The organism is Curtobacterium sp. C2H10 (assembly GCF_025407985.1).
Classification (GTDB): domain Bacteria; phylum Actinomycetota; class Actinomycetes; order Actinomycetales; family Microbacteriaceae; genus Curtobacterium.
Genome location: NZ_JABXGF010000049.1, coordinates 1 through 25547, shown reverse-complemented (window position 1 = coordinate 25547; position 25547 = coordinate 1). Strand labels below are relative to the sequence as shown.

Annotated in this window: 24 protein-coding genes and 1 pseudogene; 4 read left to right on the top strand and 21 right to left on the bottom strand. The window is 71.0% G+C overall.

What is annotated here, in order from left to right; translation table 11 throughout:
- Positions 1–149: 149 nt before the first annotated feature.
- The 17 genes and pseudogenes from HWD93_RS14980 to hrcA form a co-directional block, all read right to left on the bottom strand.
- On the bottom strand, positions 150–947 hold the full coding sequence (locus tag HWD93_RS14980) for an isoprenyl transferase (protein ID WP_070418701.1): 798 nt from the start codon (positions 945–947) through the stop codon (positions 150–152).
- A 224-nt stretch (positions 948–1171) separates the two neighbouring features.
- A pseudogene (gene recO / locus HWD93_RS14975) lies at positions 1172–1894 on the bottom strand (DNA repair protein RecO); the annotation flags it as partial.
- A 258-nt stretch (positions 1895–2152) separates the two neighbouring features.
- Positions 2153–3922 carry a 2-isopropylmalate synthase gene (leuA, locus tag HWD93_RS14970; RefSeq protein WP_261647240.1) on the bottom strand — a complete coding sequence of 590 codons (1770 nt, stop codon included), beginning with the start codon at positions 3920–3922 and terminating at the stop codon, positions 2153–2155.
- Positions 3923–4333: 411 nt separating this feature from the next.
- The gene (locus HWD93_RS19575; RefSeq protein WP_261647239.1) at positions 4334–5764 is read right to left on the bottom strand and encodes an ABC transporter permease; all 1431 of its coding nucleotides are present in this window, start codon (positions 5762–5764) and stop codon (positions 4334–4336) included.
- Positions 5761–6507, bottom strand: a complete 747-nt coding sequence (locus HWD93_RS14960) for an ABC transporter ATP-binding protein (RefSeq protein ID WP_139199189.1) — start codon at positions 6505–6507, stop codon at positions 5761–5763. The genes HWD93_RS19575 and HWD93_RS14960 overlap by 4 nt, the downstream gene beginning before the upstream one ends.
- A 69-nt stretch (positions 6508–6576) precedes the next feature.
- Positions 6577–7977, bottom strand: coding sequence for an ABC transporter permease (locus HWD93_RS14955; protein ID WP_261647238.1), 1401 nt, complete (start codon positions 7975–7977; stop codon positions 6577–6579).
- Complete coding sequence (locus HWD93_RS14950) at positions 7974–8726, bottom strand: ABC transporter ATP-binding protein (protein WP_229085301.1); 753 nt, start codon at positions 8724–8726, stop codon at positions 7974–7976. Before HWD93_RS14950 ends, HWD93_RS14955 begins: the two co-directional genes overlap by 4 nt.
- A gap of 171 nt (positions 8727–8897) precedes the next feature.
- Positions 8898–9572 (bottom strand): response regulator transcription factor, encoded by a 675-nt coding sequence (locus tag HWD93_RS14945; RefSeq protein WP_229085300.1) that lies wholly within the window; start codon positions 9570–9572, stop codon positions 8898–8900.
- Complete coding sequence (locus HWD93_RS19570) at positions 9569–10816, bottom strand: sensor histidine kinase (RefSeq protein WP_139201858.1); 1248 nt, start codon at positions 10814–10816, stop codon at positions 9569–9571. The genes HWD93_RS14945 and HWD93_RS19570 overlap by 4 nt, the downstream gene beginning before the upstream one ends.
- A gap of 68 nt (positions 10817–10884) precedes the next feature.
- Positions 10885–11823, bottom strand: a complete 939-nt coding sequence (gene era / locus HWD93_RS14935) for a GTPase Era (protein WP_070418695.1) — start codon at positions 11821–11823, stop codon at positions 10885–10887.
- The gene (locus tag HWD93_RS14930) at positions 11820–13142 is read right to left on the bottom strand and encodes a hemolysin family protein (RefSeq protein WP_070418694.1); all 1323 of its coding nucleotides are present in this window, start codon (positions 13140–13142) and stop codon (positions 11820–11822) included. Before HWD93_RS14930 ends, era begins: the two co-directional genes overlap by 4 nt.
- A gap of 4 nt (positions 13143–13146) precedes the next feature.
- Positions 13147–13608 carry an rRNA maturation RNase YbeY gene (gene ybeY / locus HWD93_RS14925; protein ID WP_079235757.1) on the bottom strand — a complete coding sequence of 154 codons (462 nt, stop codon included), beginning with the start codon at positions 13606–13608 and terminating at the stop codon, positions 13147–13149.
- The gene (locus HWD93_RS14920; RefSeq protein WP_374115175.1) at positions 13605–14744 is read right to left on the bottom strand and encodes a PhoH family protein; all 1140 of its coding nucleotides are present in this window, start codon (positions 14742–14744) and stop codon (positions 13605–13607) included. Before HWD93_RS14920 ends, ybeY begins: the two co-directional genes overlap by 4 nt.
- Positions 14734–15087 (bottom strand): histidine triad nucleotide-binding protein, encoded by a 354-nt coding sequence (locus HWD93_RS14915; protein WP_070418691.1) that lies wholly within the window; start codon positions 15085–15087, stop codon positions 14734–14736. Before HWD93_RS14915 ends, HWD93_RS14920 begins: the two co-directional genes overlap by 11 nt.
- 50 nt (positions 15088–15137) lie before the next feature.
- Positions 15138–15887: a 16S rRNA (uracil(1498)-N(3))-methyltransferase gene (locus HWD93_RS14910; RefSeq protein ID WP_071301883.1), complete on the bottom strand. Its 750-nt coding sequence runs from the start codon at positions 15885–15887 to the stop codon at positions 15138–15140.
- Entirely contained in the window at positions 15887–16999 is a 1113-nt protein-coding gene (dnaJ, locus tag HWD93_RS14905; protein ID WP_261647237.1) for a molecular chaperone DnaJ, read from the bottom strand. The genes HWD93_RS14910 and dnaJ overlap by 1 nt, the downstream gene beginning before the upstream one ends.
- 128 nt (positions 17000–17127) lie before the next feature.
- Positions 17128–18144: a heat-inducible transcriptional repressor HrcA gene (gene hrcA, locus HWD93_RS14900; RefSeq protein WP_071301979.1), complete on the bottom strand. Its 1017-nt coding sequence runs from the start codon at positions 18142–18144 to the stop codon at positions 17128–17130.
- Between the two features lie 108 nt (positions 18145–18252).
- Between hrcA and HWD93_RS14895 the strand changes: the two genes are divergently transcribed.
- Positions 18253–18642, top strand: coding sequence for a DUF4870 domain-containing protein (locus HWD93_RS14895; protein WP_070418687.1), 390 nt, complete (start codon positions 18253–18255; stop codon positions 18640–18642).
- Between the two features lies 1 nt (position 18643).
- On the opposite strand, the gene hemW is transcribed toward HWD93_RS14895, so the two are convergent.
- Positions 18644–19861: a radical SAM family heme chaperone HemW gene (gene hemW, locus HWD93_RS14890; protein ID WP_261647236.1), complete on the bottom strand. Its 1218-nt coding sequence runs from the start codon at positions 19859–19861 to the stop codon at positions 18644–18646.
- Between the two features lie 28 nt (positions 19862–19889).
- Here hemW and HWD93_RS14885 point away from each other — a divergent pair, with 28 nt between their 5' ends.
- On the top strand, positions 19890–20600 hold the full coding sequence (locus HWD93_RS14885; RefSeq protein WP_261647235.1) for an HAD family hydrolase: 711 nt from the start codon (positions 19890–19892) through the stop codon (positions 20598–20600).
- Between the two features lie 10 nt (positions 20601–20610).
- On the opposite strand, the gene HWD93_RS14880 is transcribed toward HWD93_RS14885, so the two are convergent.
- A complete protein-coding gene (locus tag HWD93_RS14880; RefSeq protein ID WP_070418685.1) occupies positions 20611–21258 on the bottom strand; it encodes a DUF1990 family protein in 648 nt (215 codons plus the stop codon).
- Between the two features lie 133 nt (positions 21259–21391).
- On the opposite strand from HWD93_RS14880, the gene HWD93_RS14875 reads away from it, so the two are divergent.
- Positions 21392–21880, top strand: coding sequence for a hypothetical protein (locus HWD93_RS14875; RefSeq protein WP_071294817.1), 489 nt, complete (start codon positions 21392–21394; stop codon positions 21878–21880).
- A gap of 9 nt (positions 21881–21889) precedes the next feature.
- Here the strand turns inward: HWD93_RS14875 and lepA are convergent, their stop codons facing one another.
- Together lepA and HWD93_RS14865 are read right to left on the bottom strand one after the other, a co-directional pair.
- On the bottom strand, positions 21890–23737 hold the full coding sequence (lepA, locus tag HWD93_RS14870; RefSeq protein WP_071294816.1) for a translation elongation factor 4: 1848 nt from the start codon (positions 23735–23737) through the stop codon (positions 21890–21892).
- A gap of 70 nt (positions 23738–23807) precedes the next feature.
- A complete protein-coding gene (locus tag HWD93_RS14865; protein ID WP_071294874.1) occupies positions 23808–24992 on the bottom strand; it encodes a pyridoxal phosphate-dependent aminotransferase in 1185 nt (394 codons plus the stop codon).
- Between the two features lie 191 nt (positions 24993–25183).
- Between HWD93_RS14865 and rpsT the strand changes: the two genes are divergently transcribed.
- Entirely contained in the window at positions 25184–25444 is a 261-nt protein-coding gene (gene rpsT, locus HWD93_RS14860; RefSeq protein WP_070418682.1) for a 30S ribosomal protein S20, read from the top strand.
- The last annotated feature ends 103 nt before the right edge of the window (positions 25445–25547 follow it).

Genomic DNA, 25547 nt, shown 5'->3' with positions numbered 1-25547 from the left:
GGGCGCGGACCGGGTGCCGAGCGTCCGCGCGGCGCTCGACGCGGTCCGCGGCGCGGCACACCTGCTCGGCTGAGCCGGAGGCGGGGCGCTCGGTCGAGCCGGGAACCGTCGGACGGGAGGCGCGGGTCGGCGCCGACCCGCGCCTCCTGTCAGGCCGTCGGTGCGTCCACCGCCCCGCCGAACCGTCGATCGCGGCGCGCGTACTGCTCGATCGCTCCCCACAGGTCGGTGCGACGGAAGTCCGGCCACAGCCGGTCGAGGAACACCATCTCGGCGTACGCCGACTGCCACAGCATGAAGTTGGACGTCCGCTGCTCCCCCGAGCTCCGCAGGAAGAGGTCGACGTCCGGCAGCTCCGGCACGTACAGCCGCTTCGCGAGGGCCTTCTCGGTGACCTGGCTCGGCTTGAGGCGCCCGGCGGCGACGTCCTCGGCCATGCCCCGGACCGCGTCGACGATCTCGTTCCGACCGCCGTAGTTGACGCACATCGTCAGCGTGCACACGTCGTTGTCGGCGGTCATGCGCTCGGCGGTCTGCAGCTCGTCGATCACGCTGCGCCAGAGCCGCGGACGCCGTCCCGCCCACCGGATCCGGACGCCCCACGCGTTCAGTTGGTCGCGGCGGCGGTGCAGGACCTCGCGGTTGAAGCCCATCAGGAAGCGGACCTCGTCGGGTGAGCGCTTCCAGTTCTCGGTCGAGAACGCGTACGCAGAGACGTGCTTGACGCCGATCTGCACGGCGCCGGCGACCACGTCGAGGAGCGATGCCTCACCCGCGCGGTGCCCTTCGACCCGGGTGAGGCCGCGCTGGTTCGCCCAGCGGCCGTTGCCGTCCATCACGATCGCGACGTGCTCGGGGACGAACTGCAGCGGGATCGCCGGAGGGTGCTCACCCGTCCAGTCGACGGGCTTCAGCGGCTCGGACTCGGCGTACCGGCGAGGGCTCATGCAGGGGTTCCTCCGTGGTCGGACGGCTGGTCGGACGCGTGGTCGGGCGTGTTGCCGGGCGTGTTGCCGGGCGCGTGGCCGGGCGCGTGGCCGGGCGTGTTGCCGGGCGCGTGGCCGGGGGCGTGGTCGGACGGGACCGGCGGCTCCGGCAGCGTGGGTGCCGGGGTCGCGGCGACCGCGGCGGGCACGCCACCCGGTGTCGGATGGACCGGGGACGGGTGCTCGGTGCGGTCGACGTGCGGCAGCGACCGGAGCGATCGTTCCAGGTGCCACTGGGCGTACGCCGCCACCACGCCGGACGCCCGGGAGCGCGTGCGCTCGTCCGACGCGTCCACCGTGCTCCAGTCGCCGGCGAGCAGGGAGCCCAGGAGCTGCAGGGTGTCCGGGTCGAGCCGCGGTGTCCCCGGGGGCGCCGCGTGGTCCGCCACCACGCCGCCGAGCTGCACGACGAACGCCGAGTGCGGCCCGGGCTCGCCGGTGACCGCGCAGTCGCGGAACGACGGCGCCCACCCCGCGATGCTCATCGCGCGCAACAGGTACGAGTCGAGCGTCGCACTCGTCACGTGCTCGCCGCGCGCCAGCGACCGGAGCGCCCCGACGAGGAGCAGGTACTGCTGCAGTCCGGCGTCGGCCTCGCTCAGGCGGTCGGCGGTCTCGACCATCGCGCTGGCGGCGGTGTAGGCCCCGTAGTCGGCGACGATCTGCGCGCCGTACGAACCGAGCGACTCGGTCTGCGTGACGATGTCGAGCGAGCGGCCCTCGTAGAACTGGGCGTCGACGACCATGAACGGCTCGAGCCGGGACCCGAACTTCGACGCGGTCCGCCGGACGCCCTTCGCCACCGCCCGGATCTTGCCGTGCTGCCGGCTCAGCATCGTGACGATGCGGTCGGCTTCACCGAGCTTGTGGGTGCGCAACACGACGCACTCGTCCCGGTACAGCGGCATTGGTCCAGTATCCCCCGCGCCACCGACGCTCCGCGCCGCGCTGCTCGCGGCGCGCGAGCGGGCGGGCGTCGAGCGGGCGCGACACGCCGCTCACGTCCGCCGAGCGGGCGGAAGGCGCCGCTCGCCACCGACGAGCGGGACAGAAACGTCCCGCTCGCGGCACGCACGCACGCACGCACGCACGCACGCACCAGCGCGACCACGCACAGGAGGCGCGGTGCGGGTCGGACCCGCACCGCGCCTCCTGGACGGAACGCGTTACGCCGAGACCAGCTCCGACGCGCCGGACGCAGCCCCCGCGCGCACCGCGCGGTTGACCGCCGAGACGATCGCCTTGAGCGACGCGGTGGCGATGTCGGCGTCGATCCCGACGCCCCACAGCCGGACGCCGTCGACGTCGAGCTCGACGTAGGACGCGGCTTGCGCGTCACCCGAGGCGCTCATCGTGTGCTCCGAGTAGTCGTAGAGCGTCACGTCGACGCCCTGGTCCCGCATCACCGTGAGGAACGCGTCGATCGGGCCCGTCCCGACGGCGTCGGACGTGATCGAGCCGTCGTCGACGCGCAGGGCGACCGAGAGCTTCGTCGTGCCGTCGAAGTCGCTCGAGGTCGCGGTCTTCGTGATCTCGTAGCGGCCCCACTTGTCGGACTCGTCGGCCGCGGGCAGGTACTCGTCGCGGAAGAGGTCCCAGATGCGCTCGGACGAGAACTCGCCGCCCTCGGCGTCGGTGCGCTGCTGCACGACCCCGGAGAACTCGATCTGCAGCTTGCGGGGCAGGTCGATCGAGTGGTCCGTCTTGAGCAGGTAGGCGACGCCGCCCTTGCCGGACTGGGAGTTGACGCGGATCACGGCCTCGTACGAACGGCCGATGTCCTTCGGGTCGACGGGCAGGTACGGCACCGCCCACGCGATCTCGTCGATGTCCTTGCCGGCGTCCGCGGCCTTGGCCTTCATGGCCTCGAAGCCCTTGTTGATGGCGTCCTGGTGCGAGCCGCTGAACGCCGTGTAGACGAGGTCGCCCGCCCACGGCTGGCGCTCCGGCACCGGCAGCTGGTTGCAGTACTCGACCGTGCGCTTGATCTGGTCGATGTCCGAGAAGTCGATCTCGGGGTCGATCCCCTGCGTGAACAGGTTCATGCCGAGTGCGACCAGGTCGACGTTGCCGGTGCGCTCACCGTTGCCGAACAGGCAGCCCTCGATGCGGTCGGCGCCGGCCATGTACCCGAGCTCCGCGGCCGCGACGGCGGTGCCGCGGTCGTTGTGGGGGTGCAGGGAGAGGATGACGTCGTCGCGGTGGGCGAGGTTGCGCGACATCCACTCGATCGAGTCGGCGTAGACGTTCGGCGTCGCCATCTCGACGGTCGCCGGCAGGTTGATGATCACCTTGCGGTCGGGCGTCGGCTCGAAGACCTCGAGCACGGCGTTGCAGATCTGGACCGCGACCTCGAGCTCGGTGCCCGTGTACGACTCGGGCGAGTACTCGTAGAACACCTTCGTGTCGTGCTGCAGGGTCGCCTCGGCCGCGCGGCACAGCTTCGCGCCGGACACCGCGATGTCGACGACGCCCTGCACGTCGGTGCGGAACACGACCTCGCGCTGGACGATCGACGTCGAGTTGTACAGGTGCACGATGGCCTGCTTCGCGCCGTCGATCGCCTCGTACGTGCGGTTGATGAGGTGCTCGCGCGCCTGGGTCAGCACCTGGATCGTGACGTCGTCGGGGATGGCGCCCTCGTCGATGAGCGAGCGGACGAAGTCGAAGTCGGTCTGCGAGGCGCTCGGGAACCCGACCTCGATCTCCTTGTAGCCCATCCGGACGAGCAGATCGAACATGGCGCGCTTGCGCTCGGAGTCCATCGGGTCGATCAGGGCCTGGTTGCCGTCGCGCAGGTCGACCGCGCACCACCGCGGCGCCTTGTCGATGCGCTTCGTCGGCCAGGTGCGGTCCGGGAGGTCGACACGGATCTGGTCGTGGAACGGGACGTACTTGTGGATCGGCATCCCGGAGGGGCGCTGGGTGTTCTGCATCGTTTCGTCGCTTTCGTCGTCAGGTGTGGGTCAGGCCACGACGGACTCCGCGACGAGGTGGGCCGTTGTGTCAGGCCTCGTCGCGGCAGCGAAGGAGGAGGAGCGCCGAGTACATCGAGTCCACGGTAGCACCGGCGGCGGTCCGTGTGACAGAGCGAGCCGTCGCGGGGCGCCGAGGTCGCACGACCCGGGGCCCGGGGTCCGAGGTCGCACGACGTGCCGCGGCCGGGGCGTCGAGGTCGCACGAACCGTCGCCCGCAGGCACCGCGAGCGACACTTCGTGCGACCTCGGCCGACCCGAACGACCGAACGTGCGACCTCGGCCGGCCCGAGCGACCGAACGTGCGACCTCGGCCGGCCCGAGCGACCGAACGTGCGACCCGTGCGACCCGAGCGACCGCGAGCGGCGTCTCAGTCGACCGCCAGCGCCTCCGTCGGCGGCACCCGCATCGCACGCCGCACCGGACCGAGCACCGACCAGAGCGCGACCGCGAGCGTCCCGATCACGACCACCGCGACGGCCGACAGCGGGAAGACGGGCGCGATCAGCGCTGCTCCCTGCGTCGTCCTGAGGATCGAGTACGCGCCGGCCCAGCCGTAGCCGACACCGAGGAGCACGCCGAGGACCAGCGCCACCGTCACCATGACCACCGTCTCGACCGTGACCATCACGGCCACCTGACGCCGGGTCGCACCGAGCGTCCGAAGCAGTCCGAACTCCTGCCTGCGTTGTGCGACGGTCATCGACGAAACGTTCACCACACCTGCCGCCGCGATCACGCCGGCACCACCGATCAGCACGGTGAACATCGTCGAGAGCGCGACGAACTGATCATGGATGCCGCGGTAGTAGACCGGGTCGCCGTCGACCTGTCGGACGAGCATGGCCTCGTAGGTGGCGAGCCCGACCGAGAACGTCACGACGAGGGTGACCGCGATGAGGAGCCCGACGGCGGCCCGGGAGGCGCGCGCCGGCGACCGCAGGGCGTTGCGGCCCGCGAGCATCGCCATCGGGAACCGGCCGACCGCGGCCACGAGTCGGAGGACGGGCGGCAGGACGACCGGCGACCCGAGCACCAGACCGGCGAACGAGACCGCCCCCGCCGCGACGGCGAGCAGCACGGCGAGGTACGACGTCGCTCCGAGGACGATCGAGCCGGCGACACCGATCCAGCCCCCGAGGAAGAGGACCACCGCGACCGCCGTGCGCCACGGATTCGTGCGCGCTGAGACCTCGGACTCGACCGTCGACCCCAGCGCCTGGAGGGGCGCGAGCGAGAGCACCCGACGGGACCCGATCCGGAACGCGATGACCACGGCGCCCGCGACCGTCACCCACACGACCAGGGACTGCAGGGGCACCAGCGGACTCGAGTCCTCGACGATGCCGGTCGACCCCGCCACGACGACCCCCACGTTCGCCAGCGCGAGCGCGAGGAGCACCCCGGCCAACGCCCCGATGATCCCGACGACCGCGCCGGCACGGGTCAGCCGTCGGCGGAGCAGCGACGCCGACCCGCCGAGCAGTCGTTCGAGCGCGAGCACCCGGGTCCGACCTGCCATCGCGGTCCCGCATGTGTTCACCGTGACGACCGACGCGACGGAGAGTGCGACGCCGAAGAAGACCCACGCCGCCAGCGGGAGGAGGACTGCGACGGTGCCGCTCTGGCCGGTGCGCGCTCCCGCGTCGAGGATCCGCCCTGCGAGCTCAGCAGCCGCGACGACCACTCCACCGAAGGTGCCAGCGAGGACGGCGACGACGACCGAACCGCCGTTGTCCGCGAGCGCTCGTGTCGGGACGGACCATCGCCGGGAGCGGCGCGCTCGGTGCTGCCCGTTCACGCTGCGGTCTCCATGCCGAGCATCGTGGTCGAGATCGCCGCGGCATCCATCGCCGGACGATCCCCCACCACACGACCATCCGCCAGGAACAGGATCCGATCAGCATTCGCCGCAGCCACCGGATCATGCGTCACCATCACCACGCTCTGCCCCCACTCCGACACCGCACCCCGCAAGATCTGCAACACATCACGACCCGTCCGCGAATCCAACGCCCCCGTCGGCTCGTCCGCGACCACCACCGCCGGCCGCGACGCCAACGCCCGCGCGATCGCCACCCGCTGCTGCTGCCCACCCGACAACTGGTGCGGACGATGCGACAACCGATCCCCCAACCCCAGCATCTCGACGAGACGGTCGATCCACGCCGACTCCTCGCGAGTCACCTTGTGCCCACCCAACAGGAACGGCAACCGGATGTTCTCCGCCACGTCCAACGTCGGGACCAGGTTGAACGACTGGAACACGAACCCCAACCGACGACGCCGCAACTCCGTCAACTCCTTGTCACCCAACCCCGTGACGTCCACCCCGTCGATCCAGATCCGACCCGACGACACCTGGTCGAGCCCCGCCGCGACGTGCATCAACGTCGACTTCCCCGAACCCGACGGCCCCATCACCGCCGTGAACTCCCCCGCACCGATGTCGACACTCACATCGTCCAACGCCCTCACCCGCCGCACGGCATCGCCGTAGTGCTTCGAAACGCGGTCAAGACGGATGATCGATTGCATGTCCATGCGTCCAGTATTTCAATATCGGACCCACGCCGCGTCATCCGATGGGGTGATCAGGAGCGATCAGCAGTCTCAGTCGACCGCCAGCGCCTCCGTCGGCGGCACCCGCATCGCACGCCGCACCGGCGCGATCGTCGCGACCACCGCGAGGACCAACGCTCCTACGACCACGATCCCCACCGTCAACGGCGGCAGCACCGGCGTCGTCGCGAAGCCGAGCGAACCGAGCAACGTCTGCCCACCGACCCACCCGTAGAAGGTGCCGAGCACGAGCCCGGTGACGACGGCTGCGACGACCATCTGGACGGCCTCGGTGACGATCATCCGCCGGACCTGCGCCCCGGTCAGCCCGAGCACCCGCAGCAGCCCGAGCTCCCGCCGGCGCTGCAGCACCCCGAGGGCGAGCGCGTTCACGACCCCCACCGCGGCGATCACGGCGGAGAACCCGACGATGACGCTCACCACGGCGTTCAGCTGGACGAAGAAGTCTCGCTGCCCCTCGAGCATCTCCTTCGTCATCTGCCCCTGGTCCATGGCCTGCAGCTGGGCACCGAGCACGTGCTGCATGATGCCGAGCGCCACGGCGAACGTGACGAGCAGGGTGACGCCGATGACGAGCCCGATGGTCGCCCGTGCGGACCGGCCGGGTGCGCGCATGGCGTTGCGGCCGGCGAGCAGCACGACGGGGTCACGGGCCCCGATGCGTCCGATGAGCTGCAGCACGGGCGGCATCACGATCGTCGCACCGACGGCCACCCCGGCGAAGGAGACGAAGCCCCCGAGCGCTGCCGGCAGGACCGCGATGGGCGAGAGCCCGCTGGCGAGCAGCCCGACGAGCAGGAGCAGGCCGCCCGCAGCCATGAGCACGATCGCCCAGACCTTCCGAGCGGTCCCGGAGCGGACGTCGTCGTGACTCGGTTCGACGCTCGACGAGAGCGCCTCGAGCGGCGTCACGGTGAGCACCCGCCGCGAACCGGCCGCGAACGCACCCCAGGTGGCGAGGACGACCGCCACGACCGGGAGCACGAGCTCCCACGGCACGATCGTGTACGCGGTGTCCGGCAGGAACCCGTTGCCCCGCAGCACGACGACGAAGAGCGCACTGAGCCCGGTGCCGACGACCGCCCCGATCAGACCGCCGAGCACCCCGACGACGAGGCCGGTCCGGGTGATCCGTGCACGCAACGAGGCGCCGGTCGCCCCGACGAGCCGCTGCAGCGCGATGATGCGGGTCTGCCCGGCGATGAGCGTGGCGCAGGTGTTCGCCGTGACGATCGCACCGACGTAGAGGGCGATGCCGAGGAAGAGCCACCCGACGACCGAGAGGATCGCCTTCACCGGGCCGAGCTCGGAGAGACCGGAGGCCGCCAGGGCCTCGGTGACGATCCCCGGCGCGATGACCAGTGCCGACCCGAAGGTGGTGCCGAGCGCCGCGACGAGGACGGTCGGGGCGAACGCGCGGACGCCGTTCACGCTGCGGTCTCCATGCCGAGCATCGTGGTCGAGATCGCCGCGGCATCCATTGCCGGACGATCCCCCACCACACGACCATCCGCCAAGAACAGGATCCGATCAGCGTTCGCCGCAGCCACCGGATCGTGCGTCACCATCACCACGCTCTGCCCCCACTCCGACACCGCACCCCGCAAGATCTGCAACACATCACGACCCGTCCGCGAATCCAACGCCCCCGTCGGCTCGTCCGCGACCACCACCGCCGGCCGCGACGCCAACGCCCGCGCGATCGCCACCCGCTGCTGCTGCCCACCCGACAACTGGTGCGGACGATGCGACAACCGATCCCCCAACCCCAGCATCTCCACCAACCGGTCGATCCACGCCGACTCCTCACGAGTCACCTTGTGCCCACCCAACAGGAACGGCAACCGGATGTTCTCCGCCACATCCAACGTCGGCACCAGGTTGAACGACTGGAACACGAACCCCAACCGACGACGCCGCAACTCCGTCAACTCCTTGTCACCCAACCCCGTGACGTCCACCCCGTCGATCCAGATCCGACCAGACGACACCTGGTCGAGCCCCGCCGCGACGTGCATCAACGTCGACTTCCCCGAACCCGACGGACCCATCACCGCCGTGAACTCCCCCGCACCGATGTCAACACTCACATCGTCCAACGCCGTCACCCGCCGCACGGCATCGCCGTAGTGCTTCGAAACGCGGTCGAGACGGATGATCGGTCTGCTGCTCGTGGTCATGACTCCACGATGACGGCCAGGAGGCACGCCCCGCGTCGGCCCAGCGGCTCCTGTGGATCGTCCGCTCGGCTCCACTGCCTGGGGAGAAGTCATCCTGACGGATGACGGACCGTCAGCGCGCAGCGCGCAGCGCGCAGCGCGCAGCGCGCAGCGCGCAGCGCGCAGCCACGGTCAGTCGGCCTTCGCGACCAGACCGTGCTCGTGCGCGAACACCACGAGCCGCACGCGGTCCCGCAGCTCGAGCTTGGTGAGGACGCGCGAGATGTGCGTCTTCACCGTCGCCTCGCTCACGTACTCGTGCTGCGCGATCTCGCTGTTGCTGAAGCCCCGCGCCGCCAGGTCGAAGATCTCCCGTTCGCGCGGCGTCAGGTCGTCGAACGCGGCCGGCACCGAGGCCGCCTGCTCGCTCGTGTCCTCGTAACGGCGGAGGAGCTCACGGGTCGCCGACGCCGCGAACACCGCGGTCCCGGCGTGCACCGTGCGGATCGCTGCGAGCAGGAACTCCGGGTCGGCGTCCTTCAGCACGAAGCCGCTGGCACCGGCTCGGATCGCCTTCGCCGCTGCCTCGTCGAAGTCGAACGTGGTGAGCACGAGCACCTTCGCGCCGTCGGTCCCGCTGTCCTCGACGATGCGGGCGGTGGCGGTGATGCCGTCCATCACCGGCATGCGGACGTCCATGAGCACGACGTCGGGACGCCCGCGCCGCACGAGCTCCACGCCCTCGGCACCGTCGCCGGCTTCGCCGACGAACTGCAGGTCGGCCTGCGAGTCGATGAGCATCCGGATGCCGGTGCGGAACAGGGCCTGGTCGTCGACGAGCGCGACGCGGATCGGGGTGTCGTTCATCGGCCGGTGCGCTCCTGGAGGGTCGAGGGTGTGGTCGGGACGAGCCCGCGCGGCATCTGGCCGCTCGCGGGGACGGACGGCATCCGGACCGCGACCGCGAAGTCGTCGCCCCGCGGTCCCGCGGTCATCGTCCCCCCGGTCATGGTGGCACGTTCGCGCATGCCGACCAGCCCGTGTCCGGTGCCGGGCCCGCGCGTGCCGTCGTCGGCGCGCCGGTTGACGACCGTGATCTCGACGGTGTCCGGCCGGTACGTGAGGCTGGCGCGCACCGGGGTGTTCGGCTCGCCGTGCTTCCACGCGTTCGTCAGGCTCTCCTGGACGATCCGGTAGACGGCGAGCTGTGTCGTGGTCGGCAGTCCAGACGAATCGCCCTCGCGCTCGACCCGCACGTCGAGACCGACGCCACGCATCTCGCCGATCAGCCGGTCGATGTCGTCGATCTCCGGGGTCGGTGCGGTGCCCTGCTCGTGCCGCAGCGCACCGAGCAGTTCGCGCACGTCGCCGAGGGCACGGCGGGCGGTGCTCGAGATGGTCCCGAGCGCTTCGTCGGCGATCGCCGGGTCCGCCTTCAACGCGTACCGGGCACCGTCCGCCTGGGCGATCACAACCGCCAGCGAGTGCGCGACGATGTCGTGCATGTCTCGGGCGATCCGGACGCGTTCCTGCTCCACGGCGACGGCGCGATCGGCCCGTGCGGCGTCGCGCTCGGCGAGGAGCTGGGCCTCTCGGCTCATGCTCGCCGACCGCCGGGTGCGGAGCACGAGACCGGCGAGCCACGGCAGGAGGAGCAGCAGCAGCACGATCGCGAAGTAGGCGATCGCGACCTTGAGCGACTCCTGCTCGGGCGTCGTCGCCGTCACGATGCCCTGCCGCTGCCGGTAGTCGTCGAGACCGAGGTAGACGGCCGCCGTCACGGGGCCGACGATCGAGGACACCAGGCCCGCCAGCCGGACGCGCCGGCTGCCGTAGCGGCTCGTCGAGTAGACCACCCCGGCGATGAACGCGTTCGACAGGTCGGGCATCTGCAGGGTGACCATCTCGAGGACGGCGAATACCCACGCCACACCGAGCGCGAGCCCCGGCGACAGGCGCCGGAGCGCCAGCGCGGCCGTCATGCCGAGGACCGTCAGGAGCGCGAACGGCGAGTCCAGTCCGCGCGCGGTCACGACGAGCACGAGCGCGCCGAGCAGGACCGCGATCACGACGTCGGTGATCACCTGCGCGCGCAGCATGGGACGGAACACCACACCACGGTACGTCCAGGAGGCGCGGTGCGCGTCCGCCTCCAGGTTGACGTCAGCAGACGATCGGGTCAGAAGCCGAGTCGCCCGAGCTGCTTCGGGTCGCGCTGCCACTCCTTCGCGACCTTCACCCGGATGTTGAGGTACACGTGGCGGCCGCCGAGCAGCGCCTCGATCTCGGTGCGGGCCCGCGACCCGACGTCCTTGAGGCGCTCCCCCTTGCGGCCGATGACGATCGCCTTCTGGCTGTCCCGCTCGACGAAGAGGTTCGCGAAGATGCGCAGCGGGCCGTCCGGTTCGTCGTCCTCGTCGGGCTCGACGACGTCCTCGATCACGACGGCGAGCGAGTGCGGCAGCTCGTCGCGCACGCCCTCGAGCGCGGCTTCGCGGATGAGTTCGCCGATCCGCTCCTCGTCGGTCTCCTCGGTCACCGCGGCGTCGTCGTAGAGCTGGGGCGACTCGGGCAGCAGCGACGTGATCACGCCGAGCAGGTCCTCGAGCTGCAGTCCCCTCGTGCCCGAGGTCGGCACGATGGCGTCCCACTCGCGGAGCTTCGACACCGCGAGCAGTTGCTCCCCGACCTTGTCCTTGGCGGCCCGGTCGATCTTCGTGACGATGGCGACCTTCTTCGCACGCGGGTACTGGTCCAGCGTGTCGTTGATGAACCGGTCGCCGGGGCCGATCGGCTCGTTCGCCGGGACGCAGAGCCCGATGACGTCGACGTCCCCGAGGGTGGACTGCACGAGGTCGTTCAGCCGCTCGCCGAGCAGGGTGCGCGGTCGGTGCACGCCGGGGGTGTCGACGATGATGACCTGGCCGTTCGGCCGGTGCACGATCCCGCGGATGGCGCGGCGGGTGGTCTGCGGCTTCGACGAGGTGATCGCGACCTTCTGGCCGACGAGCGCGTTCGTCAGCGTGGACTTCCCGACGTTCGGGCGCCCCACGAACGAGACGAACCCGGCACGGTACGGCTCGGTCGGTCCGGCGGTGGCTGGCGTGGTGTCGGTCATGCGTGCGTGGTTCCCGTCGTGGTGGATGCTGCGTCGTCGAAGGCGTCCTCGACGTCCGCGAGTCCGGGCGTGCGCTCGGCGAGCACGGTGATGAGGTGGCGGCGCTTGCCCTCGACCCGGTCGGCCGTGAGCACGACGCCGGACACGGTGACGCTGTCGCCGCTGATCGCCAGGTGGCCGAGCTCCTTGGTGAGCAGCCCGCCGGCGGTGTCGACGTCGTCGTCCTCGAGCTCGATGCCGAACAGGTCGCCGAGGTCGTCGATCGGCAGTCGGGCGGAGATCCGCCAGACGCCCGGCTCGACCTCGACCCGGTCGACCACGGCGCGGTCGTACTCGTCCGAGATGTCGCCGACGAGCTCCTCGATGAGGTCCTCCATCGTGACGAGCCCGGCGACGCCGCCGTACTCGTCGACGACGAGCACGAGGTGGTTCTTCGCGACCTGCATGTGGCGCAGGGTGTCGTCGGCGGCCTTCGACTCCGGCACGAACTCCGCCGGGCGGAGGAGCGTCGTGACCCGCTTCGTACCGGACCCCGGGCGCTCGTACAGGGCCCGGGCCACGTCACGCAGGTAGAGGACCCCGAGCACGTCGTCGCTGCCCTTGCCGGTGACGGGCATGCGGGAGACGCCCGCGGCGAGGAACTGCTCCATGCCGCTCGCGAGGGTGTCCGAACCGTCGACGGTGAGCATGTCGGTGCGCGGCACCATCACCTCGCGCACGAGGGTGTCGCTGAACTCGAAGACCGAGTGGATGAGCTCGCGGTCGTCCTGCTCGAGGACGTTGCTCTCGGTGGCCTCGTCGACGAGCGACAGCAGCTGCTCCTCGCTCGACACCGTCGACGCACTGCCCCCGCGCCCGGGCGTGACGCGGTCGCCGATCGCCACGAGCAGGCCGGCGAGCGGACCGAGCACGATGCGCACGGCCCGGACGAGCCCGCCCGTCGTCGCGATGAGCCGTTCGGCGTGCGCGCGACCGACGCTGCGCGGGCTGGACCCGACGAGCACGAACGACACCGCGGTCATGATCGCGGCGGCCACGATGAGCGCGACCCACCACGTGTCGAAGACCATCACGAGCGCGATCGTGACGAGCACGGCGGCGGCGGTCTCGGCGAGCACCCGGAAGAAGTTGAGCGCGTTGACGTGCGCCCCGACGTCGTCGCCGACCGCCTCGATGGCGCGGCGGTGCTTGCTCTCCCGCGCGATCTCGTCGAGGTCGGCGCGGGAGAGGACGGAGAGCGCGGCGTCGGACGCGGCGAGCAGGCCACCGACGACGACCAGCACGAACGCCACCGCCAGCAGGCCGACGACGAGCAGCATCAGCTCACCGCCCGCGGCGCTGGGCGGCGAAGGCCGTGAGGATCTCGCCCTGCAGCCCGAACATCTCCGCCTTCTCGTCCGGCTCGGCGTGGTCGAACCCGAGCAGGTGCAGGATGCCGTGGCAGGTCAGCAGGAGCATCTCGTCGGTGCTCGAGTGCCCGGCGGTCTTCGCCTGTTCCTCGGCCACCTGCGGGCAGAGCACGATGTCGCCGAGCAGGCCTGCGGGTGTCGGTTCGTCCTCGGTGCCCGGACGGAGTTCGTCCATCGGGAAGCTCAGGACGTCGGTCGGCCCGGGTTCGTCCATCCACCGGACGTGCAGCTGCTCCATCGCGCCCTCGTCGACGAGCACGATCGCGAGCTCCGCATCGGCGTGGACGTGGAGCGCGTCGAGCGCGAAGGCGGCGAGGCGCTGGATGGCTGCCTCGTCGACCTCGACGCCGGACTCGTTGTTGAGCTCGATGCTCACCGGTTCCCTCCTCGGGAGTCGTTCTGGGGGTACGGGGAGCGCTGGCGGTCCTGCGGCGGACGCCCCCGTCGTTCGGCGCGGTTCGCACCGGCGGGGTTCGGCGTGGCGGCGCTGCCCCGGCCGCCCGGGCGGTACCCGGACTGCTCGGCGAGGCGTTCCTCGTCGTAGACGGTGTAGGCGTCCACGATCCGTCCGACGAGCGTGTGGCGGACGACGTCCTCGCTGCCGAGGCGGGCGAAGTGGATGTCCTCGACCTCGCCGAGGATGCGCGTGACGAGCCGGAGCCCGGACAGGTTGCCCGGCAGGTCGACCTGGGTGATGTCACCCGTGACGACCATCTTCGAGCCGAACCCGAGCCGCGTCAGGAACATCTTCATCTGCTCGGGCGTCGTGTTCTGCGCCTCGTCGAGGACCACGAACGAGTCGTTCAGCGTGCGTCCGCGCATGTACGCCAGCGGGGCCACCTCGACCGTGCCGGCGGCCAGGAGCTTCGGCACCAGCTCGGGGTCCATCATCTCGTTGAGCGCGTCGTAGAGCGGGCGCAGGTACGGGTCGATCTTGTCGGTGAGGGTGCCCGGCAGGAAGCCGAGCCGCTCGCCGGCCTCGACCGCGGGACGCGTCAGGATGATCCGGGTGACCTCGCGCCGCTGGAGCGCCTGGACGGCCTTCGCCATCGCCAGGTACGTCTTGCCGGTACCGGCGGGGCCGATACCGAACGTGATCGTGTGCTCGTCGATGGCGTCGACGTAGGCCCGCTGCCCGTCGGTCTTCGGCCGCACGGACTTGCCGCGGCTCGACACGATCGGCGTGCCGAAGGTGTCGGACGGCTTGCGGTCCTCGTCGAGGAGCTTCGCGGAGACGGGGATGTCGGACGGCCCGATGTCCTGTCCACGCTTCACCATGCCGACGAGCTCGTCGACGAGGGCGTGCGCGCGCGCGACGTCGCGTTCGGGCCCGGTCAGCGTGACCTCGTTGCCACGCACGAGCACGCGGACGCCCGGGTACTGGCGTTCGACGGTCTTGAGCAGTCGGTCCTGGGGGCCGAGCAGCTGCACCATGGCGATGCCGTCGACCTGGATCGAGGCCGAGACGTCCGTCGGGTCGGCCGGGGTGGGTGCTGGTTCGTTAGCCGGCAAGGGTGCCTTCCTGCAGTTCACCTGCGAGTACGTGCGCGTGCACGTGGAACACGGTCTGACCGGCGGCTTCGCCGGTGTTGAAGACGAGTCGGTACTGGCCGCCGGCACGCTCGTCGGCGATGCGCTGCGCGGTGGCGACCAGGTGGGCGAGGAGGTCCGGGTCACCGGCAGCGAGCTCGGTGACGTTCCGGTACTGCTCGGTCTTGGGGATGACGAGCACGTGGACGGGTGCCTTCGGCGCGATGTCCTCGATGGCGATCACGCGGTCGTCCTCGGCGACGACGGTCGCCGGGATCTCGCGCGCGATGATCCGGGAGAAGATGCTGGGCGTGCTGGTGCTCATGGCTCCATCGTAGAACGCGGTACCGACGCCACGCCTTCCCGATCCGGGCGCTACCAGCGACCGAGCCGCGTCTGGAGGACCGCGAGCGCGGCCGGGCCGGCGGTGGACGTCCGGAGGACCGTGTCGCCGAGGCGGACCCGGACGGCGCCGGCGGCCACCAGCCGGTCGAACTCGGAACCGTCGATGCCGCCCTCGGGTCCGACGACGAGCACGATCTCGGCGACGTCGCTCGGCGGTTCCCACTCGGAGAGCCGGACGTCGCCGACCGGGTCCAGCACGAGGACGGCGCGAGCACCGTCGGCCGCTCCGGGAGCCGGAGCCGCGAGCTGCCCGGTCGTCACCGGCGCGTCGACGACGGGCACCCGGGAACGGATCGCCTGCTTCGACGCCTCGTGCGCGATCGCCGTCCAGCGTGCGCGGCCCTTCTCGACCTTCGCGCCGTCCCAGCGGGAGACGCTGCGGGCCGCCGACCACGGCACGATCCGGTCGACACCGATCTCGGTCGCCGCCTGCACCGCCATCTCGTCGCGGCCGCCCTTCGCGAGCGCCTGCACGAGCGTGAGCGTCGGTGTGGGGGCGTCGTCGACGGCGACCGTGGACACCGCCAACGAGAGCGTGTCCCGCCCGAGCGCGGTCACGGCCCCGGTCACGACGGTGCCACGACCGTCGGACAGGCGCAGCGTCTCCCCCACCCGGACCCGGGCGACCGTGACGGCGTGGCGCCCCTCCGCCCCGTCGAGCGGGACGGTGTCGCCGACCGTGACGCCGTCGAGCGACCCGACGAGGTAGAGCGATGCCATCAGAAGTTGAAGAACCGGTCGCGGAGCTTGCCGAACATGCCCTGCTGGAAGCGGGCGAGCTGCGGCTTCGCGGCCTTGTGCGACTTCGCGAGCTGCTCGACGAGCTGCCGTTCCTTGTGCGAGAGCTTCGTCGGCGTCACGACCTGCACACCGACCCGGAGGTCGCCACGACCGTTGCCCCGGAGCTTCGTGATGCCGCGGTCCTTGATCACGAGGACGTCGGCGCTCTGCACACCCGGACGGACCTCGAGCTCGACCGGGCCGTCGAGCCCGTCGATCGTCGCGGTCGTCCCGAGCACGGCGTCGGTCATCGCGACCTCGAGCGTGGCGAGCAGGTCGTCCCCGTCGCGGCTGAACACGTCGTGGTGGCGCACCCGGATCTCGAGGTAGAGGTCGCCGGAGGGGCCGCCGGCCGGGCCGACCTCGCCCTGGCCGGGCATCTGCAGGCGGAGCCCGGAGTCGACGCCGGCGGGGACGTCCACCGGCACCGTGCGGCGGGCGCGGACGCGTCCCTGGCCCTGGCACGTCGGGCACGGGTTCGGGATGACGGTGCCGTACCCGCGGCAGGTGCCGCAGGGCGCGCTCGTCACGACGTTGCCGAGGAGCGAGCGGACCTGGCGCTGGATGTGGCCGGTGCCGCCGCAGATGTCGCACGTCTGCGGGCTCGTGCCCGGCGCGCAGCAGGAACCGCCGCACGTCTCGCACAGCACCGCGGTGTCGACCTCGACGTCCTTGTGGGTACCGAAGACGACCTCGTCGAGGTCGACGTCGATGCGGAGCAGGGCGTCCTGTCCGCGCTCGGCACGGCTGCGCGGGCCGTTGCCACGACCGCCGGCGCCACCGCCACCGAAGAACGCGTCGAAGATGTCGCTGAACCCGCCGGCTCCGCCACCGAAGGGGCTGTCGGCCTGGGGCCCGGCGTCGTACCGGCGGCGCTGCTCGGGATCGCTCAGCACGTCGTACGCGTGCGTCACGTCCTTGAAGCGCTCGGCCGCGTCGGGGCTCGGGTTCACGTCCGGGTGCAGTTCGCGCGCCAGACGGCGGTACGCCTTCTTGATGTCGGCATCGGAGGCGTCCTTCTGGACGCCGAGGACGTCGTAGTGGTCTGCCACGTATCCCTCAGTCGGTTCGGTTCGGTCGGTCGGGTGCGGCGGTCGCCGCGGTTCTGGTGGTCGTCGGTGGGCCTGGAGGCGCGGGTCGCCCCGTCGGGACCGGCTCGCTCAGGCGCGTGGGCACCTGGTCAATGTTCACCCAGGAGTTTGGACAGGTACCGTGCGACGGCGCGCACGGCGGCCATGTTCGTGCCGTAGTCCATCCGGGTCGGCCCGAGCACGCCGAGCCGGGCGAGTTCGCCGCCGGCCAGGTACCCGCCGGCGACGATGCTCGTCGCGTCGAGCCCGTACTCGGCGTTCTCGACGCCGATGCGAGCCGCGACGCCGTCGTCGATCTGCATCTCACCGAACAGGCGGAGCAGGGTCACCTGTTCCTCGATCGCCTCGAGCACGGGGAAGAGCCCGCCCGAGAAGTCCTGCTCGCTCTTGGCGAGGTTCGCCGCACCGGCCATCACCAGGCGGTCCTGCCGGTTGGCGGCGACCTGCTCGATGAGGGTCGCGACGACGACCCCGGCGAGCGGCTGGGCGTCGGGGCGGATCTGCTGCGGCACCGCGCGGAGCGCCGTCGAGACGTCCTGCAGCAGCAGCCCGACGCTGGCGCCGTTCACCACCGTGCGGAGTTCGGTGAGCGAGCCTTCGTCGAGCGCCACGTCGGTCTCGACGACGCGCTGCTCGACCCGGGCGGTGTCGGTGATGAGCACGACCATCAGGCGGTTGTCGCCGAGGCGGACGAGCTCGATGTGCTGCACACGCGCGCGCACCATCGAGGGGTACTGCACGAGGGCGACCTGGTTCGTGAGCTGGCTGAGCAGCCGGACCGTGCGGCCGAGGACCTCGTCGAGGTCGTTCGGCGCCCCGAGGAACGTCTCGATCGCGTGCCGCTGGGCGCTGGACAGGGGCCGCGCGCCGGCGAGGTGGTCGACGAAGACGCGGTACCCCTTGTCGGTGGGGACGCGACCGGACGAGGTGTGCGGTGCCGCGATGAGCTGCTCGTCCTCGAGCTGGGCCATGTCGTTCCGGATCGTGGCGGCGCTGACCCCGAAGGCGTGCCGCTCGACGATCGTCTTCGAACCGACCGGCTCGCGTGACGCGACGTAGTCCCGCACGATGGCCTTGAGGACCTCGAGGCTGCGTTCGCTGACCACCCGGACCCCTTCCACTCGATCTGGCACTCGGACGTGTCGACTGCTGATCCTACGCCCGACCACCGACGGACCGGGACTTCTCCACACGCCTGCCAGTACGCTTCCGCCATGACCTACGGACAGCAGCCCGGTGGCCCCCAGTTCCCCGGCGGGTACCAGCCGCCCCAGCCGATGTCGCCCGAGGACCAGCGCCTCTGGGCCACGCTCACGCACATCGGCGGGATCTTCTTCAACTTCGTCGCGCCGCTGGTGGCCTACCTCGTCCTGCGCGATCGCGGCGGCTTCATCCGCGAGCACACGCGCGTGGCGCTGAACTTCCACATCACGATGGCGATCGCCTACGTCGCCGCGGGCCTCTTGACCATCGTGCTGATCGGCGCGGTGCTCCTGCCGGTGATCGGGATCCTGACGATCATCTTCGGGATCATGGCCGCCGTCGCCGCCAACCGCGGGCAGTTCTACCGCTACCCGCTCTCGATCGAGTTCATCAAGCAGTAGCTCAGTCGAGCAGCTCGCGGACCACCGCGTCCGCGAGCAGGCGACCCCGCAGGGTCAACTCGATCCGTCCCCGCACCGCGGCCGACCCGTCCACGAGACCACGTGCGATGAGGCCGGCGACCCGGCCCCGTGCCTCCTGGCCCAGCTCGCTCGTCGCCAGCTCACCGCGGACCCGCGCGGCGAGCAGCACGCGCTCGACGTACCGGGTCTCGTCGTCGAGGGTCTCGCGGCCGGCCGCGGGCGACTCGCCCTGCAGCACCCGGTTCGCGTACGCGGCCGGGTGCTTCACGTTCCACCAGCGGGTGCCGGCGACCGCGGAGTGCGCGCCCGGGCCGACGCCCCACCAGTCGTGGCCCTTCCAGTAGGACAGGTTGTGCCGGCTCGCGTGCTGGTCGCCGCGGGACCAGTTCGAGACCTCGTACCAGGAGTACCCGGCGTCGCCGAGGACCTGGTCGGCCAGCTCGTACATGTCCGCCGCGAGGTCGTCGTCCGGCGCCGGCAGCTCGCCGCGTGCGACCATCCGGCCCATCGCGGTGCCGTCCTCGACGATGAGCGAGTACGCCGAGACGTGGTCGGGCGCACACGCCAGGGCCGCGTCCAGCGAGGTGCGCCAGTCGTCGAGGGACTCGCCCGGCGTCGAGTAGATGAGGTCGAGCGAGACGTCGAGCCCCTGCTGCTTCGCGGCGTCCACGACGAGCGGCACGCGCTCGGGGTCGTGCGTCCGGTCGAGCGTCGCGAGCACGTGCGGCACCGCGGACTGCATGCCGTAGCTCACACGGGTGAACCCACCGGCGCGCAGCGTCGCCAGGGACGACTCGTCGACGGAGTCCGGGTTCGCCTCGGTCGTGACCTCGGCCCCGGGCAGGATGCCCCAGGTGTCGTCGATCGCCCGCAGGATCATCACGAGGTCGGACGCCGGCAGCATCGTCGGCGTCCCTCCACCGAAGAACACCGTCGACACCGGGCGCCGCGGGACGCCGGAGCGGTCGAGGACGTCCGCCGCGAAGCGGATCTCCTGCACGGCGTGCCCGGCGTAGTCGTCCCGCCGGACCCCGCGGAGCTCGGACGCCGTGTAGGTGTTGAAGTCGCAGTAGCCGCACCGCACGCGGCAGAACGGCACGTGCACGTACACGCCGAACGGGACGTCACCGGCTCCGGCCGCGGGCGAGAGCAGCCCGTCCGCTGGTGCGGGATCGGCGATCGGGAGAGCACTCGGCATGGACTCCATTGTCCGTCATGATGGAGGCATGGAGCACCACCCCGTCCCCACCACGGTGCTGTGGGACATCGACGGCACCCTCGTGATGAACGCCTCCTCGCCGGGCAACCTCTACCACCTCGCGCTCGAGCGGGCGGTGGGTCGCGACCTCGTCCTCCGCGTCGGACACCAGCACGGCCGCACCGACGCCGGGCTCATCGCCGAGCACGTCCGGGCCCACGACCTGGACGACTCGCTCATCCCCACCGTGAGCCGCCACCTGCACGACCTGACCGAGGAACGGCACGTGTCCGGCGACCACCGGAGCCCGGCTCCGGGCGCGATCGCCCTCGTCCGACGGTTCGCCGAGCTCGGCTGGCGCAACGGCCTGCTGACCGGCAACTCCCCCTACCGCGCCCGCGTGAAGCTGCAGGGCGCCGGGTTCGACGTGGACGCGTTCGACTGGGAGCACTCGTACTTCGGCGATGCCGAGGTCGAGCGCAGCGGGGTGACCGCGCGTGCTGCCGATGCCCTCGCGGGCACCCGGGCCGTCATCGTCGGGGACACCCCGCGGGACGGCGAGGCGGCCGAGGCCGTCGGGATCCCGTTCCTCGCGGTGGCGACCGGGGTGTTCGACGTCGACGCGCTCCGCGCCACGAGTGCCGTGACGATCGCCCGGAACTGCGTCGACGACGCGTCGCTCATCGAGGACGCCATCGCGGCGCTGCCGCCGCTCCGCCCGGTCGGCGAGGGCTCCTAGCCGAGCAGACCTAGTCGCCGCGGAGCGCCTCGAGGTACTTCTGCGCCATCACGCGCTGCTGCCGACGGAGCAACGGGGCCACGAACTGCCACTTCCGGCTCGACGGCTGCGAGAACTGCCGGATCTGCAACCACACCGAGCCGTCCGGGGTCCGTTCGACGACGAAGGACTCTTCGCCCGAGAGCGGGTGCCCCTCGAGCGTGCCGTACGCGAAGCCCTTGCGGTCGGTCTCGTCGATGATCGAGACGACCCGGACCGGCGCCTGCACCGTCTGGCCGAACGCGTGCATCGTCAGCGTCGCGCTCGTCCCCGCCGTCACGAGCGGCGTGCCGTCCGGGGCGAACTTCTCCACCCGCGGCGTCCCGATCGAGGCCGGGGCGATCGGCACGCCGTCCTCGTCGAAGGTCACCGGGTTGTAGCGGACCTCGTCGTCGTCGGGCTGTTCCTCGACGTGCACGCGGATCCCGCTGCGCTCCTGGATCTGCCAGGTCAGGGCCTGGGTCACCGCGGTCTCGAAGCGCTGGTCGCCGTGGCCGATCCGGGAGCGCGACTCGGACGGGGCGAACCCCTCCGGCGGGTACGTCATGAGGTCCGGCGCCTGGGTCGCACCCACGGCTCCGTACGTCAGGGCGGTCCGGTAGCTCCCGCGGGTACTCATGCGGCCCACTGTACTGGGGACTCGTCCCCCGGATCGAACCGAGTCGTCCTCGGGTGCGCAACCGGCGGTCCGCTTTCCGCGCGCCCCGAACTGGAGGCCCGACACCCGTCCGACACGCCCCTATCGTGGGTGCGTGCCCCGCTCCCCCCTCGCTCGCGCGCGGTCCGTCGACCGCACGACGGCCGCGTTCGCCGTCCTGACGCTCGCGGCGTTCGGACTGGCGGCGACGGCACGGGCCGCGGTCGAGTGGGCGACGGCCGGCCTCGGCGCTCCCTCCCGGTACGTCACGACGCCGCCGGGGGACGTCGACGTGTTCGACACCGCGAACGCCATCGCCGCGTTCGGGGCGTGCAGCGCCGGAGCGGGAGTGCTCCTGTTCGGGGTGACGCTCGTGCTCGCGGTGCGCCGACACTCGGCACGCCGGCTGCCCTACGTGCTCGGGTTCTGCACGCTGGCGATGGTGGTCGGGTCGGTCGTGGCCGGGTTCGCCGCGGCGGCGCAGGCCGACTACGACACGGCTGCCGGACTCGTCATCCTGCGGACCGCACTCGCAGGACTGGCCGCGGCGAGCCTCCCGGCACTGGGCCTGGCAGCGTTGCGGGCTCGCGCCCGCCGCGTCTGACGCGCTCCGCTACTTCTTCTTCTCTTCGACGTCGCCGGAGAGCGCCGCGATGAAGGCTTCCTGCGGGACCTCGACGCGACCCACCATCTTCATGCGCTTCTTGCCCTCCTTCTGCTTCTCGAGGAGCTTGCGCTTGCGGGTGATGTCACCGCCGTAGCACTTCGCGAGGACGTCCTTGCGCATCGCCCGGATGCTCTCGCGGGCGATGATCCGGGCGCCGATGGCGGCCTGGATCGGGACCTCGAACTGCTGGCGCGGGATGAGCTTGCGCAGGCGCTCGGTCATCAGCGTGCCGTAGGCGTAGGCCTTGTCGCGGTGCACGATCGCGCTGAACGCGTCGACCTGCTCGCCCTGGAGCAGGATGTCGACCTTCACGAGGTCGGCCGCCTGGTCACCCGTGGGCTCGTAGTCGAGCGACGCGTAGCCCTGGGTCTTGCTCTTCAGCTGGTCGAAGAAGTCGAAGACGATCTCACCGAGGGGCATCTCGTACCGGATCTCGACGCGGTCCTCGCCGAGGTACTCCATGCCGAGCAGCGATCCACGGCGCGACTGGCACAGCTCCATGATCGCGCCCACGTAGTCCTTCGGCGCGAGGATGGCCGCACGGACCATCGGCTCGCGGACCTCGACGATGCGACCGCCGGGGAACTCGGACGGGTTCGTGACCTCGGTCACGGTGTTGTCCTCGTTCGTGACCTCGTAGATCACGCTCGGGGCCGTGGTGATGAGGTCGAGCCCGAACTCTCGGCTGAGTCGCTCGGTGATGATCTCGAGGTGGAGCAGGCCGAGGAAGCCGCAGCGGAAGCCGAAGCCGAGCGCCACCGACGTCTCCGGCTCGTACACGAGGGCGGCGTCGGACAGCTTGAGCTTGTCGAGCGCCTCGCGGAGGTCGGGGTAGTCCGAGCCGTCGATCGGGTACAGGCCCGAGAACACCATCGGCTTCGGGTCGGTGTACCCGGCCAGCGCCTCGGTCGCGGGCTTCTGCGCCGTCGTGACCGTGTCGCCGACCTTCGACTGGCGGACGTCCTTCACCCCGGTGATGAGGTAACCGACCTCGCCGACGGAGAGGCCCTTCGTCGGCTTCGGCTCGGGCGCGGACACGCCGATCTCGAGGATCTCGTGCGTCGACTTGGTCGACATCATCTGGACCTTCTCGCGCGGGTGGATCGTGCCGTCCACCATCCGCACGTAGGTCACGACGCCGCGGTAGCTGTCGTAGACCGAGTCGAAGATCATCGCGCGGGGCGGAGCGTCCACGTCGCCCACAGGGGCCGGCACGGAGCCGACGACCCGGTCGAGCAGCTCGGCGACGCCCACGCCGGTCTTGCCGGACACGCGCAGGACGTCGTCCGGCGAGCCGCCGATGAGCTGCGCGAGCTCGGCCGCGTACTTCTCCGGCTCGGCCGCCGGCAGGTCGATCTTGTTCAGGACCGGGATGATCTCGAGGTCGTTCTCGAGCGCCAGGTAGAGGTTGGCGAGCGTCTGGGCCTCGATGCCCTGCGCCGCGTCGACCAGGAGGATCGCTCCCTCGCACGCCGCGAGCGACCGGGACACCTCGTACGAGAAGTCCACGTGACCGGGCGTGTCGATCATGTTGAGGGCGTACGTCTGCCCGTCGAGCTCCCACGGCATGCGCACCGCCTGGGACTTGATCGTGATGCCGCGCTCGCGCTCGATGTCCATGCGGTCGAGGTACTGCGCACGCATGGCGCGGTCCTCGACGATGCCGGTGATCTGCAGCATGCGGTCGGCCAGCGTGGACTTGCCGTGGTCGATGTGCGCGATGATGCAGAAGTTGCGGATCGCGTCGGCCGGGGTCGAGGCGGGCTCGAGCGGCGCGGATGCTTGTGGGCTCACGGTTCCTCGGGGTGGGTCGGACGGTCGAACGATTGTCCCACGTCCGCGCGGCGGCGGCGCGCACGTCCCGTCAGACGACGGCGTGCTCCGGCGCCGGCAGCGCACCCAGTCCGCGGCGCAGGTCCGCCGGCGTCGCCGCGAGGCAGACACGGATCCAGCCCTCGCCGGTCCGGCCGAACGCGCTCCCGGGCGCCACGGCGACCCGCTCCCGCTGGAGGAACCCGAGCGCCCACTCCGCGACGTCGCCCTGCGAGGCGTGGGACATGTCGATCCACAGGTAGAAGGCGCCCCGCGGGTCGAGGTAGTGGATGCCGGCGGCGTCGAGCACCTCCTTCGCGACGCCGAGGTTGGCGCGGTAGTGCTCGCGGGCGTCCTGCACGGCGGAGTGGTCCCCCACGATCGCCGCGAGGGCCGCCCACTGGTCGGGTTCGGCGACGCAGCTGATCATCGCCTCCTGGGTCGTCCGCATCGTCGGGCCGAGTCCCTTCGGCGTGACGAGGTACCCGACACGGACGCCCGTCATCGCGTACGTCTTGCTCAGCGAGAAGGCGGTGAAGACGCGGTCGTCCTCGTCGAGGCTCGCCAGGCTGACGTGGCGCGTGCCGTAGGTGAAGTACTCGTAGACCTCGTCGCTGATCACCCAGAGGTCGTGCCGCTTCGCCAGGGCGAGCAGGTCGCGGAGGGTCTGCTCGCCGAACACCGAGCCGAGCGGGTTCGAGGGCGAGTTCACGACGAGGGCGCGGGTCCGCTCGGTGATGCTCGCCTCGAGGGCCTGCAGGTCGGGCTCGAACCCGTGCTGCGGCTCGAGCCGGTACGGCACCGGGGTGGCTCCGATGATGTGGGCGTTCATCGTGAAGGTCGTGTAGCCGGGGTCGGGCACGAGGACCTCGTCGCCGGGGCTCAGCACGAGGGTCATCGCCTGGAAGAGCGCCTGCGTCGCGCCGATCGTCATCCAGATCTGCTCGACGTCGACCTCGATCCGGTTCTCGCGGCGGAGCTTGTCGCGGATGGCCTCCCGCAGCGGGGCGATGCCGCCGTTCGGGGTGTAGTCGGTGCGGTCCTCGGTCCAGGCGCGCCGGGCGGCCTCGCCGATGTGCGCCGCGACGGGCACGTCGGGTTCGCCGATGACGAGCATCGCGATGTCCGTCCCGGTCGCCTGGTCCGTCTGCTCGGCCTGCATGCGGGCGGCTTGCTCGAACACGCGGCGGATGCCGGAGGCGGGGACGGTCTCGATGCGGGGCGCGAGCGATGGCATGCTCGTCACGGTAGCGAACGGTTGTTGCGGCACGGTTTCGGCGTTTCGGTGCTTTGGTCCAGACGCTCCGGCCTGGTAATGTTGGTGGCTGGCTTCCGCGTTCCCCGCCCACGGGTGGAACGCGATGCGACCAAGGGCCCCTCTACCCAGCGGTCGCGACCACCCGTAGAGACGATCAAGGAGCAACACGCATGGCGAACATCAAGTCGCAGATGAAGCGCATCAAGACCAACCTCAAGGCCCAGGAGCGCAACAAGGCCTACCGTTCGGAGCTCAAGACGGTCATCCGTCACACGAACGAGGCCGTCGTCGCCGGCGACAAGGACAAGGCCGTCGCGGCCCTGACCCTCGCGTCGAAGAAGCTCGACAAGGCCGTGAGCAAGGGCGTCATCCACAAGAACCAGGCCGCGAACCGCAAGTCGGCCATCGCGAAGAAGGTCGCGTCGCTCTGACGCACTGACCCTTCTGGTCGAACAGGCCCCGCATCGTTCGGTGCGGGGCCTGTTCGCGTGCGCGGCGCGCGGGCCGCTTCGCGCGCGGCCCCCGGCGCCTGGG

Bases quoted from the DNA above. Each gene is read 5' to 3' on its own strand.
- HWD93_RS14865 (WP_071294874.1), bottom strand. From the start codon at position 24,992: ATGCCATCGCTCGCGCCCCGCATCGAGACCGTCCCCGCCTCCGGCATC.
- rpsT (WP_070418682.1), top strand. From the start codon at position 25,184: ATGGCGAACATCAAGTCGCAGATGAAGCGCATCAAGACCAACCTCAAG.
- hemW (WP_261647236.1), bottom strand. From the start codon at position 19,861: ATGCCGAGTGCTCTCCCGATCGCCGATCCCGCACCAGCGGACGGGCTG.
- HWD93_RS14960 (WP_139199189.1), bottom strand. From the start codon at position 6,507: ATGGACATGCAATCGATCATCCGTCTTGACCGCGTTTCGAAGCACTAC.
- HWD93_RS14950 (WP_229085301.1), bottom strand. From the start codon at position 8,726: ATGACCACGAGCAGCAGACCGATCATCCGTCTCGACCGCGTTTCGAAG.
- leuA (WP_261647240.1), bottom strand. From the start codon at position 3,922: ATGCAGAACACCCAGCGCCCCTCCGGGATGCCGATCCACAAGTACGTC.
- era (WP_070418695.1), bottom strand. From the start codon at position 11,823: ATGACCGACACCACGCCAGCCACCGCCGGACCGACCGAGCCGTACCGT.
- HWD93_RS14945 (WP_229085300.1), bottom strand. From the start codon at position 9,572: ATGAACGACACCCCGATCCGCGTCGCGCTCGTCGACGACCAGGCCCTG.
- HWD93_RS14880 (WP_070418685.1), bottom strand. From the start codon at position 21,258: ATGAGTACCCGCGGGAGCTACCGGACCGCCCTGACGTACGGAGCCGTG.
- HWD93_RS14930 (WP_070418694.1), bottom strand. From the start codon at position 13,142: ATGCTGCTCGTCGTCGGCCTGCTGGCGGTGGCGTTCGTGCTGGTCGTC.
- HWD93_RS14910 (WP_071301883.1), bottom strand. From the start codon at position 15,887: ATGGCATCGCTCTACCTCGTCGGGTCGCTCGACGGCGTCACGGTCGGC.
- HWD93_RS14895 (WP_070418687.1), top strand. From the start codon at position 18,253: ATGACCTACGGACAGCAGCCCGGTGGCCCCCAGTTCCCCGGCGGGTAC.
- HWD93_RS14915 (WP_070418691.1), bottom strand. From the start codon at position 15,087: ATGAGCACCAGCACGCCCAGCATCTTCTCCCGGATCATCGCGCGCGAG.
- HWD93_RS14885 (WP_261647235.1), top strand. From the start codon at position 19,890: ATGGAGCACCACCCCGTCCCCACCACGGTGCTGTGGGACATCGACGGC.
- HWD93_RS14980 (WP_070418701.1), bottom strand. From the start codon at position 947: ATGAGCCCTCGCCGGTACGCCGAGTCCGAGCCGCTGAAGCCCGTCGAC.